This is a genomic window from Brenneria rubrifaciens (assembly GCF_005484945.1).
Lineage (GTDB): Bacteria > Pseudomonadota > Gammaproteobacteria > Enterobacterales > Enterobacteriaceae > Brenneria > Brenneria rubrifaciens.
Genome location: NZ_CP034035.1, coordinates 3,980,717 through 3,993,424 on the forward strand (window position 1 = coordinate 3,980,717; position 12,708 = coordinate 3,993,424).

The following is a 12,708-nucleotide window of genomic DNA, read 5'->3' on the forward strand; positions in this document are numbered from 1 at the left end:
TGCGGAAACACACTTGCCACCCGTTGTCAGGGGGCATACCGCGACTCATGAATATCCAGAAAAGAGGACAGACTGAATATGACGCGTGAAGAGACGATCCAGGCTACCGTTGATTATTTTGGTTCAGGAAAATTTGAAGAAACGCTGGCACGCCGGGTGGCATTCCGCACGGAAAGTCAGAATACCGACAGCGGTCCGCTTCTGATGGCTTACCTGACCGATGAGATGATCCCGGTGCTCCAGGCTTTGTCATTTGAATGCCTGCTGGTTGAGAACCCGGTTAACGAAAGAAGCCCTTTTTTACTGGCCCGGCGCATGGAGCCTCAGGCGGAACTGACGCTGTTAACCTACGGCCACGGTGATGTTGTGCGGGGATACGATGAGCAATGGCGCGAAGGGTTATCGCCCTGGGACATGGTTCGGGACGATAACCGCTGGTACGGGCGTGGCACTGCGGATAATAAAGGTCAGCACACCATTAATCTGGCGGCGCTGGAGCAGGTGCTGAAAGCCAGGGGCGGTCAACTGGGCTACAACGTGAAAATCATTTTGGAAATGGGGGAGGAGGATGGTTCACCCGGGCTGGATGCGGTGTGCGAGCGGTATCGTGACTGGCTGGCCGCCGATCTGTTTATTGCCTCGGACGGCCCGCGGGTGTCCGCGTCCCGGCCAACGCTGTTTCTCGGCTCCCGCGGGGTGTTCAACTTTGAGCTGCTGCTGAATTTACGTGAAGGGGCTCATCACTCCGGTAACTGGGGCGGGCTGTTGAGCAATCCGGGGATTCGGCTGGCGCACGCCATCGCCAGCATGGTGGATGAGCATGGACAGATTCTGGTGCCGGGCCTTCGTCCGCCCGCGCTCTCGGAGAATATGCGCCGGGTGCTGTCGGATATTGAACTGGGCGGCGGGCCGACTGACCCGGTCATCGATTCACAATGGGGAGAACCCGGTCTGACCGCCGCCGAAAAGGTGTATGGCTGGAATACGCTGGATGTACTGGCGTTCGTTACCGGCAACCCGGATAAACCGGCCCACGCTATTCCGCCGCAGGCGAGAGCGCATTGCCATATGCGCTATGTGATGGGCTGCGACGTGGCGAATTTTACCCGGCATATTCGACGCCATCTTGATGCCAATGGCTTTGAAGACGTTGAGATCGTGAACGACGCCAGCCACTACAAGGCTACCCGGCTGGATCTCAACGACCCGTGGGTGGCGTGGGGGGTGACGTCGATCAGACACTCGTCCGGCGTCACGGCGGCGGTATTGCCGAACTTTGGCGGCGGGCTGCCCAATGCCTGTTTTTCGGAAACGTTGGGATTGCCGACGCTGTGGGTGCCGCATTCTTATCCCGCGTGCTCCCAGCACGCCCCGAACGAACATATACTGGTGGATATGACGCTTGAGTCGCTCAAAATCATGACGGGCTTGTTCTGGGATCTGGGAGAGCAAGGGGGGGATATCGCCAAAGCGCGTTTACAGAAGAAACCGCAGTCGGTCGAGGCGCTATAAACCGACGCCTGCTGTTAAGTTTGCGCGGAAAAGGGGTGAGACGCATGGCCGTATCGTCTCATCCCGAATTGTACCGTTCAGTCAGAACAGATGAGTATTATCCTCACGATCCGCATTTGACTATGATGAGCCTAATTGCTGTTGAGTCATCGTTAAACACAAGGCGGAAAGCGCATGCATAACAACGAGATTCGTTATTTTATGGCCGTGGCGAGTACGGGGTCGCTGAGTGCGGCCAGCCAGCAGCTGTTTGTGGCGGTATCGGCGATCAGCCGGCAGATCCAGCGCTTGGAAACGCGTCTGGGCGTACCTTTGTTTGAACGCCATGCGCGGGGTATGGTGCTGAACGATGCCGGGCATATTCTGGAAAACCACGTTCGCCGCAGTATCGTTGATATGGAACTGGCGATTGCCGAGATCGAGGGGCTGAAATCCTCCCGTCAAACCACGATTCGCATCGTGTGTACCGACGGGATTGCGTTCAATCTGCTGCCAACGCTGCTGGCGAAATACCGGCAGCAACATCCCGCGGTCAATTTTGTGCTGACGGTGGGCAGCGCCAGACAAGTACCCGAGCTGGTTCGTCACGGTGAATGCGATGTGGCGCTGAAGTTCAGCCTGTCGCCTGAGCACGGCATCAAGGTGATATCGTCGTTTTCCGCCCCCTTTATGGTGGTGATGAAAGACGATCACCCGCTGGCATCCGGCGATTTTCACATGGCCGATCTCAACGCTTTCCCGGTCGTCCTGCCCGATCAGGCAGCGACGGTCCGTCAACTGTTCGATCTCTCATGCCGTATAAGCGGCGTTTTTATCGATCCGGTTTTTACCTGCAATCACTTTTCAACCTTGTATGCCTTTATGCTCAATACCCCGAATGCGATCGCCATATGCAGCCATTTCTCCGTGTTATACAGCGCGCGGCTTGACGGTTTACAGGTGAAAACCGTTGGTCTGGAACAGTTGGGACAGCGGACTTTGCAGATCCAGACGGAGGTCAATAAACCGGTTACTGCCCCACTGAAAAGCTTTTTTGATTTTTTACACGGTGAACTGGCCCAGCAGGATGCGCTGTTTCGGCAGGCCTATCGCCTTTTGGCATGACAGGCGGTTGTCGCAGTGGGTTGGTTAATTTTATTTCTCTTTGGTGTTTATTTTGAAAATTATTTTATTTATAGGTGGTTTTTAGTGGAATTTAATAGAAAAAGTATGACGAATTTAGCAATTTAAATTCATTCGGTTTCGGGTATGTTATCAGCATGGAGTGACAATATTTCCCTGAGAAATCTTCACCGCCTGCGGCTAATTCAACCCCTTATTTAGCGGAGCATTATTATGAATCTGGAAAAATTCCCACGTTACCCCTTAACTTTCGGCCCCTCTCCGATTACGCCGATGAAAAGACTCAGCGAACATTTAGGCGGGGAGGTAGAAATCTATGCCAAACGTGAAGATTGTAATAGTGGTCTGGCGTTCGGCGGGAATAAAACGCGTAAGCTGGAGTACCTTATCCCCGAAGCGTTAGAGCAGGGGTGTGACACGCTGGTTTCAATTGGCGGTATTCAATCTAACCAGACGCGACAGGTTGCCGCCGTCGCCGCGCATCTGGGAATGAAATGCATTCTGGTGCAAGAGAACTGGGTGAATTATGCCGATGCCGTTTATGATCGCGTCGGTAATATTGAGCTGTCCCGTATTATGGGGGCGGATGTTCGTTTGGATGCCGCCGGCTTTGATATTGGCATTCGTGAAAGTTGGAAAAACGCCATGGAAGAAGCGTCACGAAACGGCGGCAAACCTTTCCCAATCCCTGCTGGTTGCTCAGAGCACCCTTACGGCGGTTTAGGCTTTGTCGGCTTCGCCGAAGAAGTACGCCAGCAGGAAAAAGAACTGGGCTTCAAGTTTGACTATATTGTGGTGTGCTCCGTGACCGGCAGTACCCAGGCGGGTATGGTCGTTGGCTTCGCGGCAGATGGCCGCTCACGGAATGTCATCGGTATCGATGCTTCGGCAAAACCGGAAAAGACCAAAGCGCAGATTCTGCGTATTGCGCAGAATACGGCCAATCTGGTCGAGCTGGGCCGGGAAATCACCGAAGAGGATGTGGTGCTCGACACCCGCTATGGCGGCCCCGAATACGGTCTGCCGAGTGAAGGGACGCTGGAAGCCATACGCCTGTGCGCCCGTATGGAAGGGGTGATGACCGATCCGGTATATGAGGGCAAATCTATGCAGGGAATGATTGATATGATCCGCAACGGCGAGTTTCCGAAAGGATCGAAAGTCCTTTATGCCCATCTGGGCGGCGCGCCGGCATTGAGCGCTTATAGCTATATTTTCCGTAACGGCTGAGTTGCAGAATGACAGGCCCGATAACCGGGCCTGAACTTTTTCAGAACGTCAACCGGGTGGTGGAAAGCACTTCCCTTAACCCAATGAAAGAGCGAATCTGGCGTACGCCGGGCAGAAAGAGTAATTGTTCCGCGTGCAGGCGGTTGAAGCTCTGATTGTCTTTCGTCCTGATCATTAAAATGTAATCAAACTCCCCTGTCACCACGTGGCACTCCATACAACCGCTGATCTTCTGGACCGCCGCCTCGAAATCCTCAAATGAGCCTGGCGTTGAGCGATCCAGCACCACCCCGATTAATACCACCAGACCGGCGTTAAGCGCTTCCGGGTTGAGTAACGCCACAAATCCCTTTATCAGATCGATTTGCCGAAGCCGTTCAACGCGTCTCAGGCAGGCAGGCGGACTAAGGTTGACCTTCTCCGCCAGCGCGACGTTTGAGATGGACGAGTCGGTCTGCAAAATACGCAGAATTGCGGTATCAAAACGATCCAGTTCGTAAGACTTTTTGTTGTCCGAGGGTGAGGCATTCGGGGTTTTCTCTTTCATATAGGGTTCTCATTGGCTTAGGGCGATGCTTGATTTTGTTATCTCGTCGATTCGGATAACAAATCTACGTGATTTTGAGTGTGAGATTAATAAAAATAAGAAAAATATCCTTTTTGTCGCAATAAATCACACCGCGATACAGCGTGGTGGCTTGAACCTGACGGGCAAGATTCCTGATGCCAATCAATACTGACAAATCGCAGTTATATGTCAGGATAATCTGCCGTAAAATCAATGTAACCTAAGGTTATATTATAGCTATTTATGTTATTTCCCGGTTTTTCTCCCTGCTGATAGCCTGCAATCCATCACTTAAACGTTCAGGAGCAGGGAATGAAAAAACGTATTGTGGCATTCGCTTTAGCAGCGGGATTAGTGGCTTTTTCCGGCGTTGCGCAGGCGGATAAGCTGGACGATATTCTAAAAGCGGGCGTGGTCAGGGTTGCGGTTTTTGACAGTAATCCGCCGTTTGGTTACATCGATCCGCAGAGCAAAAAGCTGGTGGGTTATGATGTTGATATTGCCGAGGAGATTGGAAAAGCGCTGGGCGTGAAAGTGGCGTTGCGAGCCACCAACCCCGCCAACCGAATTCCGTTGCTCAGCGCCAACAAAGTGGATTTGATCGCTGCGAACTTCACCATTACCGATGAGCGTGCCAAGCAGGTTAATTTCAGCATTCCTTATTTTGCCACCGGCCAGAAATTCATTGCCCGCAAAGGGGTGCTGAAGACGCCGGAGGACATTAAAACGCTGCGTATTGGCGCGGATAAAGGCACGGTTCAGGAAATCACGCTGCGTGAGCATTATCCTACCGCGAAAGTGATTTCCTATGATGACACCCCGCTGGCCTTCGCCGCGTTACGCAACGGAAACGTTCAGGCTATCACCCAGGATGATGCGAAACTGGTCGGGTTGCTGGCTAACGTGCCGGATGCGCAAAAAGCCGATTTTGAGATCTCGCCGTTTAGCATTACCAAAGAATATCAAGGCATTGGTCTTCCTAAAGGCGAGGCGCGTCTGACGGAGAAAGTAAACCAGACCCTGTTGGAACTGGAAAAACGGGGTGAAGCGAAAACGATTTACAATCGCTGGTTTGGGCCGGCGACAAAATCTGCGCAGCCGCGTGGCGATTTCACCTTCGGTCCGTTGGATCAGCAGCCAAAAGCCTGATTTTCAGACTGGCGAAAATCCTATACAGCCCTCTGCTTTGCAGGGGGCGTTGCCGTTTTATAGCATGTGAGAGATAAAAGTTAGTGGCTTATGAAATTGACAAACACGGTACTGCTATACCTTGAGGAAGGGCTGCTGGCGCCCCACTATCTTGGCTGGCTGTGGCAAGGTTTTCTGATCACGCTGTGGATCTCCCTCTGTACGATTATTCTGGCGACCTTGCTGGGCTTTTTACTGGCGGCGGCCAGAGACAGTCAGGTGAAGGCGCTGCGCTATACGGTGATGGCGTACTGCTCCCTTTTCCGTAATACCCCTTTGTTAATACAGCTTTTTTTCTGGTACTTCGGCGCGGGTCAGTTGTTTCCCCCGGCAATGATGCAGTGGCTGAATACGCCGCACGACGTCACCCTGTCAGGGATAAGCTTGGCGTGGCCGTCATTTGAATTTCTGGCCGGGCTGTTTGGGCTGACGCTCTATTCCAGCGCTTTTATTGCGGAAGAGATCCGTGCGGGAATTAGCGGCGTGGCCCGCGGGCAAAAATACGCGGCACAGGCGCTGGGGCTGACGGTTTGGCAATCCATGCGTCATGTGGTGCTGCCGCAGGCTTTGAAAATCGCGTTGCCGCCATTGCTGGGGCAATACATGAATGTGGTCAAGAATTCCTCTCTGGCGATGGCGATTGGCGTCGCCGAACTCTCATACGCCTCGCGTCAGGTGGAAACCGAAACCCTGCGCACTTTTCAGGCGTTCGGCGTTGCCACCGTGCTGTATATCGCGATTATCGCGTTAATGGAAGGCTGGGGCATGTGGCGTCAGCAACGTCATGCGGCGGAGAGACACTGAGATGGATTTCACAATTATTAGCGACAACCTCAGCTATCTGATGTGGGGCGCTTTTCCTGACGGCCCGCTCGGCGGGGCGGCGCTGACGCTATTGATGAGCCTGCTGGCGGGCATCGCCTCCGCACTGCTGGGGACAGCGATGGGCGTTGCGCTGGCCATGTCCCGCGGCGTAGGGGCGGCGGTTCTGGCGGCCGTTCTCGGCTTCTTCCGCGCCATACCGGTCATCATGCTGATTTTCTGGACCTATTTTTTACTGCCGATACTCTTTGGCGTGGATATTCCAGAGATCACCACGGTGGTTTGCGCGTTGGCGCTGATTGCGTCGGCTTATCTGGCCCACGGCGTGAAAGCGGGTATCGCCGCGATCGGTCGCGGACAGTGGCAGGCGGGGTTATCGCTGGGGCTTACGCGTTGGGAAGTCCTGTGGACAATCGTTTTGCCACAGGCGCTGCGGATGATGGCGCCGTCGTTTATCAACCAATGGATTTCCCTGATTAAAGACACGTCGCTGGCTTACATTGTCGGCGTGGGGGAGCTGACGTTTCTGGCGACACAGGTGAACAATCGCAGCATGGTCTATCCCATGGAGGTGTTCCTGTTTGTCGCGCTGGTCTATTTTGTGTTTTGTCTGTCTTTGGAACTGGTGGCGAACGGGGTTAACCGGCGCTTGAGCAGGCAGAAAAAACAGCGGAAACGCGCATGGTTACGGTGGCGAAACGGGCTGGCCTGATGGATTACGGCACAATCTTGTTCTGTCCTTGATTTAATGCCCACCTGTTATAGGATACCCGAAAACCATCATCCCTCTCTTTGGAACGCTGACAATGAACAAATCACAACCTGGTCTTGCCGTCGAGCAAGGCCTGCTGGAGCGCTTGTTTAAACTAAAACTGCACGGTACTAATGCCCGGACTGAAACGATAGCGGGGTTCACCACGTTTTTAACGATGGTATATATCGTGTTTGTTAACCCGCAGATTTTAGGCGCGGCAGGCATGGATACCAAAGCGGTCTTTGTCACCACCTGTCTGATCGCGGCATTCGGCAGTATTCTGATGGGTCTGCTGGCGAACCTGCCGGTGGCGTTGGCGCCCGCGATGGGCTTGAATGCCTTCTTCGCGTTTGTCGTGGTTGGCGCGATGGGGCTGTCATGGCAGGTTGCCATGGGCGCGATCTTCTGGGGAGCGGTCGGTTTCCTGTTGCTGACGATTTTCCAGATTCGTTACTGGATGATCGCCAATATCCCGCTCAGTTTGCGTCTCGGTATCGCCAGCGGTATCGGCCTATTTATTGCCATGATGGGGCTGAAAAACGCCGGCATTATTGTGCCTAACCCTGAAACGCTGGTGACCATCGGTAATCTGACGTCGCACAGCGTGCTGTTGGGTGCACTGGGCTTTTTCATTATTGTGGCGCTGGCTTCCCGCAATATTCACGCGGCGGTGCTGATCTCCATCGTGGTGACCACATCGATTGGTCTGCTGCTTGGTGACGTTCAGTTCTCTGGTGTTTTCTCAATGCCGCCGAGCGTGACATCGGTTGTGGGGCAAGTTGATTTAGCCGGTGCGCTGAATCTGGGGCTGTCCGGGATCATCTTCTCTTTCATGCTGGTCAACCTGTTTGACTCCTCCGGTACGCTGATCGGCGTGACGGATAAAGCGGGTCTGGTGGATGCCCGCGGTAAGTTTCCCCGCATGAAACAGGCGCTGTATGTGGACAGCGTCAGCTCTGTTGCCGGCGCCTTCATCGGTACGTCATCGGTAACGGCCTATATCGAAAGCTCTGCCGGGGTATCCGTTGGCGGGCGTACCGGATTGACCGCGGTTGTCGTGGGACTTCTGTTTTTGCTGGTTATCTTCCTGTCTCCGCTGGCGGGAATGGTGCCGGCTTACGCGGCGGCGGGCGCGCTGATTTACGTCGGCGTATTGATGACTTCCAGCCTGGCGCGGGTGAAATGGGATGATTTGACGGAAGCCGTACCCGCTTTTATTACGGCGGTGATGATGCCGTTCAGTTTTTCGATCACCGAAGGTATCGCATTAGGCTTTATTTCCTACTGTGTGATGAAGCTGGCAACCGGCCGTTGGCGTGAAATCAGCCCGTGTGTCGTGGTCGTGGCGCTGCTGTTTCTGTTAAAAATCATTTTTATCGACGCGCATTAATTGTTCTCGGCTCCAGAGGGGGCCCCCGGAGCTTCACAATGGCATCTGCTTTTTAATCGGTTGAATCGGGGGCTTTTGAAGGCAGCGCGGAGGTCGTCTTTTCTGCGGTGTGACTGGTGAGCTTCATATAGCGAACGGACTGGCGCTGGTGCTGCACGATCTCCCCTGTTTTCTTCATGCCCGATTCCGCTGTGTATTTCCACAGCACCAGCCGGTGCAGCGTTGGAACGTGCGCGCACGCCCATGCCAGATAATCATCAATATCACTGATCACTTCAACGGCGGGCACGCCCTTGGAGCGCAGCCGCCCGGATGCGGGATGAAGTTTCAGGTTTTCAGGGCGGCTGCCGTTCTGTATGGGGATTTTCATCAATGATTGACGAATGGTACAGAGTTGCGTGGCGGCTTCGAGCGGATCGCACTGCGCGTCAATCCAGGCCTTCTCTGCCTGTGTCTGACCCTGCATAGGGGACGGGGGCTGGTTATTGGGGCGGAGATGCACAATTTCGATATCCATGCCGACAAGACCCTCTTCGCTTAGCAGAATGGCAATGGTGTTGCCGGCATAGCCCAGGCTGAAATTGGGCAATTGCGGATCGGCAAAGTAAGGCCGTCCCTCAGGCGAAGAAAGCATGGGCGGTAATAGGGGATAGCCGAAAAAGTAGAACATCATCTCAGCCAGCAACGCTCTGCTTTTCAGAAAACGATCGCGGCGCTTGGCTGAAAATCCTTGTGTCGATGAAATGAGTTCATTCGGCAACCTTTGCAGATCGGGAAGCGCTTCCGTGATGGTCCACCTGACAAAATGGCAGGTCATTGTTCACTCCGTGATAATGATAAAAGTTAGGATTTGTTTGGGTCATGCTCTGAGAACGCTCCCCGATATTGGCAAAGGACAGCCGCGCGATGCTTACTTGTTTCTCTGTCGCCGCGGTCAGGGGAGGTTATACCGTTTACAAGGGATATCAGAGGCATATTATCAGAATAATATATTAACTAAAGAAAAATGGGCGGATAAATCGGCGACTATTATTTATTAAATACAACGATATTCTTTCCTGTGTGCCAGCCCGAAATATGCCGGGCCGGTTAGCGCACGGGGATGACGATAGCGGGCGCCGTCGCGCAGGTGATTTTACGGGTCGTAAGCCGATGCACTGCTGCGCATCGGCGGTAACGAATTGATTTATTATAGCGTTTCTTTTTGCGCCGAGTTGAAATCGGTGTCGAGTGACGCCGCCGGCACAGCAGATGGAGCGGTTTTTAACCCCATTGCTTCCATCATGCCCATTGCCGCTTTACGGCCGTCGGCAATTGCGGTGACCACCAGATCGGCGCCGCGTACGGCATCTCCGCCGGCAAAAATCCGCGGGTGATTAGTCTGGCAAGGAATAGGACCGTTGGCTGATGCCATAATGTATCCCCAGTTATCCAGACCGATCTTCGCTTCCTCCAGCCAGGGCATACTGTGTGCCTGGAAACCGAAAGCGGTGATCACCGCATCGGCGGGTTGCACGAATTCAGACCCCGGAATGGGGCGGGGGCGGCGGCGACCGCTGGCGTCGGGCGCGCCCAGTTCGGTGCGAACCAGACTGATCCCGCACACTTCTCCCCGCTCATTGAGGCAAATTTTTTGCGGTTGTACGTTGAACATAAATTCAACGCCTTCTTCCCGGGAGTTTTTCACCTCTTTTTTCGAGCCCGGCATGTTGGCTTCATCACGACGGTACGCACAGGTGACCGACATCGCCCCCTGCCGAACCGAGGTGCGCAGACAATCCATCGCGGTGTCTCCGCCGCCCAGCACGACAACCCGTTTTCCGTTCATAGAGATATAGGGTTCGTCTTCACGTTCAGGTAATCCCATCACGTGCCTGGTATTGGCAATCAGGAACGGCAGCGCGTCGAAAACGCCGGGCGCCTCTTCATTTTCAAGACCGGCCTTCATGGAGCGGTAAGTTCCCACGCCGAGAAAGACCGTATCAAACTCTTTCAGAATCTGGGTGAATGAGATGTCCTTGCCCACTTCGGTATTTAAGCGAAAGTCGATGCCCATCGCGCTGAAAACCTCGCGCCGGTGAGTTAGTACTTGCTTATCAAGTTTGAAAGGGGGAATGCCGAAGGTCAGTAAACCGCCAATTTCCGGGTGGCGATCGAAAACCACGGCCGTCACGCCGTGACGGGTTAGCACATCGGCGCAGGCCAGTCCTGCGGGTCCGGCGCCAATGATGGCGGCGCGTTTGCCGCTGGGCTTAACCTGCGTCATGTCTGGCATCCAGCCCATTTTCATCGCAGTATCGGTAATGTAGCGCTCAATGTTGCCGACGGTGACCGCACCGTACTTCTTGCCCAGCGTACAGGCGCCTTCGCATAGCCGATCTTGCGGGCAGACCCGGCCACAGATTTCCGGCAGGCTGCTGGTCTGGTGAGACAGTTCGACGGCTTCCAGAATCCGCCCTTGCCTGGCCAGATTCACCAATTCAGGAATGTTGTTGTGAAGAGGACAGGTCCACTCACAGATGGAATGTTTGCCGCAGGTGAGACAGCGCCCGGCCTGATCCTGCGTCTGCTGAGGCGTGAAGCCGTGATAGATTTCGTCGAACGTGGTCTTTCTCTGTGCCAGTGGTTTTTTTTCCGCGTCGAGACGAGGCCAGTTTTTTCTCTGATTCAATGGATTCTGGGACGCGTCTTTGCTCGCGGGCCGGGCACGTTGCCGATGCGTTGATGAACACAGCGCCATGTTTTGCTGTTTTTCACGACGGAGCGCCTCCAGCGTTTGTTCGTTGACCAAATGCAGGGCCTGGGTCGGGCAGGCTTCTACGCAGGCTTGCCCCTGTGGTCTGCCTGCGCAGAGATCGCATTTATGTGCCGTGACGACGTGGGTCGTGGCGTTGGCGACTATCGATATGGCGCCAAACGGACAGGCCAGCACGCAGGTTTTACAACCAATGCACTTCTCTTTAATTATTTGAATACTATCGTCTTTTCTTACCAGTGCCTGAGTCGGGCAAACGCTGGCGCAGGGCGCGTCTTCACAGTGGCGGCAGGTCACCGCAGAGTGCAGTTCTTGCGTATTGAAAGCTTTTATTCTGGGCTGGAACAGATCCGCGCTGGTTGGGTACTGTTCGTTGTTGTGTGAAATGACACAGGCGATTTCGCAGGCTCGACAACCCATACAGTCCTGAGCGCTGGCAATAACAAACCGATTCATAACCTCTCCCGACATAATAGACTTAATAAGAACACTGGTGTGGCAGAGCGAATGCGATAAATGTAAGTACCCACTTACCTTAAGAGCAGCGTGCCCTCACTGTTAGCGTTCAATTTTCTGCTCACTTAGAAAGTGGTTTGGAAGGGGGGCAAGTCTCCCGCCAGGAGAGACCCGCCACTCCCACCCCAGTTGTTATTTTTTATCCTAACGATGCAGAAGGGGTGTTACTTTGATGTGGCGCATGTAAAGGGAGGGTTAATTTATAATAGAAAATGGGTAAATCGATAGGGTGGGTTCTCATGCCGTTCTTACATTAATGCTACTTTTCAGCGCGCCTCAATTTTTATCCGGTTTGCTTGAATCTAAACTGAGCGGCGCTGACTTCGATGCCGCTCAGCTTACTTAATCTGGTCAAACAAGCGTCAGGGTGACGTCAATGTTGCCGCGCGTGGCGTTTGAATAAGGACAGACGGTATGCGCCTTTTTCACCAGTTCTTCCGCTTTGGCTTTGTCTACGCCGGGAAGGGCGATTTTCAGTTCCACTTCAATACCGAATCCGGTTGGAATTTTACCAATGCCGACGCTGCCTTCGATAGACGTACCAGAAGGCAGAGAGACTTTCTCACTGGAGGCCACGTTTTTCAACGCGCCGAGAAAGCAGGCGGAGTAGCCGGCGGCAAACAGTTGCTCAGGGTTGGTGCCCTCGCCATTGCCGCCCAGCTCTTTTGGCACGCCAAGTTTCACATCGAGATGGCCGTCTGATGAAACGGCGTGGCCGTCGCGCCCGCCTGTTGCCTTAGCATGGGCGACATAGAGAACTTTTTCGATAGACATATTTTTCTCCTATGGTTTACGAGAACAGGTTTAAGCGTAGACCATAGAGACAGTCACGGGTGAAACAACACACGCAT

At 53.9% G+C, this 12,708-nt stretch carries 11 protein-coding genes; 7 read left to right on the forward strand and 4 right to left on the reverse strand.

The genetic code is table 11. The annotated features are described in order from the left end of the window. Positions 1-78: 78 nt before the first annotated feature. The 3 genes from EH207_RS17840 to EH207_RS17850 all read left to right on the forward strand — a co-directional run bounded on the left by EH207_RS17840 (position 79) and on the right by EH207_RS17850 (position 3,864). Positions 79-1,512, forward strand: a complete 1,434-nt coding sequence (locus EH207_RS17840) for a M20 family metallopeptidase (protein ID WP_137715175.1) — start codon at positions 79-81, stop codon at positions 1,510-1,512. A gap of 174 nt (positions 1,513-1,686) precedes the next feature. Then, the gene (locus EH207_RS17845) at positions 1,687-2,616 is read left to right on the forward strand and encodes a LysR family transcriptional regulator (protein WP_137715176.1); all 930 of its coding nucleotides are present in this window, start codon (positions 1,687-1,689) and stop codon (positions 2,614-2,616) included. A 231-nt stretch (positions 2,617-2,847) separates the two neighbouring features. Beyond that, entirely contained in the window at positions 2,848-3,864 is a 1,017-nt protein-coding gene (locus EH207_RS17850; protein WP_137715177.1) for a 1-aminocyclopropane-1-carboxylate deaminase, read from the forward strand. Between the two features lie 40 nt (positions 3,865-3,904). On the opposite strand, the gene EH207_RS17855 is transcribed toward EH207_RS17850, so the two are convergent. After that, entirely contained in the window at positions 3,905-4,411 is a 507-nt protein-coding gene (locus tag EH207_RS17855) for an Lrp/AsnC family transcriptional regulator (protein WP_137715178.1), read from the reverse strand. A 333-nt stretch (positions 4,412-4,744) separates the two neighbouring features. On the opposite strand from EH207_RS17855, the gene EH207_RS17860 reads away from it, so the two are divergent. The 4 genes from EH207_RS17860 (at position 4,745) to EH207_RS17875 (ending at position 8,586) form a co-directional block, all read left to right on the forward strand. Then, a complete protein-coding gene (locus tag EH207_RS17860; protein WP_137715179.1) occupies positions 4,745-5,581 on the forward strand; it encodes an ABC transporter substrate-binding protein in 837 nt (278 codons plus the stop codon). 90 nt (positions 5,582-5,671) lie between these two features. Further along, positions 5,672-6,424 (forward strand): amino acid ABC transporter permease, encoded by a 753-nt coding sequence (locus EH207_RS17865; RefSeq protein WP_137715180.1) that lies wholly within the window; start codon positions 5,672-5,674, stop codon positions 6,422-6,424. A gap of 1 nt (position 6,425) precedes the next feature. Beyond that, a complete protein-coding gene (locus EH207_RS17870; protein WP_137715181.1) occupies positions 6,426-7,154 on the forward strand; it encodes an amino acid ABC transporter permease in 729 nt (242 codons plus the stop codon). Positions 7,155-7,248: 94 nt separating this feature from the next. Continuing rightward, on the forward strand, positions 7,249-8,586 hold the full coding sequence (locus tag EH207_RS17875) for an NCS2 family permease (RefSeq protein ID WP_137715182.1): 1,338 nt from the start codon (positions 7,249-7,251) through the stop codon (positions 8,584-8,586). 52 nt (positions 8,587-8,638) lie between these two features. On the opposite strand, the gene EH207_RS17880 is transcribed toward EH207_RS17875, so the two are convergent. The 3 genes from EH207_RS17880 to EH207_RS17890 form a co-directional block, all read right to left on the reverse strand. After that, positions 8,639-9,403: a 4'-phosphopantetheinyl transferase family protein gene (locus EH207_RS17880; protein WP_137715183.1), complete on the reverse strand. Its 765-nt coding sequence runs from the start codon at positions 9,401-9,403 to the stop codon at positions 8,639-8,641. 372 nt (positions 9,404-9,775) lie between these two features. Then, a complete protein-coding gene (gene aegA, locus EH207_RS17885; RefSeq protein ID WP_137715184.1) occupies positions 9,776-11,797 on the reverse strand; it encodes a formate-dependent uric acid utilization protein AegA in 2,022 nt (673 codons plus the stop codon). A gap of 411 nt (positions 11,798-12,208) precedes the next feature. Then, positions 12,209-12,631 (reverse strand): organic hydroperoxide resistance protein, encoded by a 423-nt coding sequence (locus tag EH207_RS17890; protein ID WP_137715185.1) that lies wholly within the window; start codon positions 12,629-12,631, stop codon positions 12,209-12,211. Positions 12,632-12,708 lie beyond the last annotated feature (77 nt).

Bases quoted from the DNA above. Each gene is read 5' to 3' on its own strand.
- EH207_RS17890 (WP_137715185.1), bottom strand. From the start codon at position 12,631: ATGTCTATCGAAAAAGTTCTCTATGTCGCCCATGCTAAGGCAACAGGC.
- aegA (WP_137715184.1), bottom strand. From the start codon at position 11,797: ATGAATCGGTTTGTTATTGCCAGCGCTCAGGACTGTATGGGTTGTCGA.
- EH207_RS17855 (WP_137715178.1), bottom strand. From the start codon at position 4,411: ATGAAAGAGAAAACCCCGAATGCCTCACCCTCGGACAACAAAAAGTCT.
- EH207_RS17880 (WP_137715183.1), bottom strand. From the start codon at position 9,403: ATGACCTGCCATTTTGTCAGGTGGACCATCACGGAAGCGCTTCCCGAT.
- EH207_RS17870 (WP_137715181.1), top strand. From the start codon at position 6,426: ATGGATTTCACAATTATTAGCGACAACCTCAGCTATCTGATGTGGGGC.
- EH207_RS17860 (WP_137715179.1), top strand. From the start codon at position 4,745: ATGAAAAAACGTATTGTGGCATTCGCTTTAGCAGCGGGATTAGTGGCT.
- EH207_RS17845 (WP_137715176.1), top strand. From the start codon at position 1,687: ATGCATAACAACGAGATTCGTTATTTTATGGCCGTGGCGAGTACGGGG.
- EH207_RS17850 (WP_137715177.1), top strand. From the start codon at position 2,848: ATGAATCTGGAAAAATTCCCACGTTACCCCTTAACTTTCGGCCCCTCT.
- EH207_RS17840 (WP_137715175.1), top strand. From the start codon at position 79: ATGACGCGTGAAGAGACGATCCAGGCTACCGTTGATTATTTTGGTTCA.
- EH207_RS17875 (WP_137715182.1), top strand. From the start codon at position 7,249: ATGAACAAATCACAACCTGGTCTTGCCGTCGAGCAAGGCCTGCTGGAG.
- EH207_RS17865 (WP_137715180.1), top strand. From the start codon at position 5,672: ATGAAATTGACAAACACGGTACTGCTATACCTTGAGGAAGGGCTGCTG.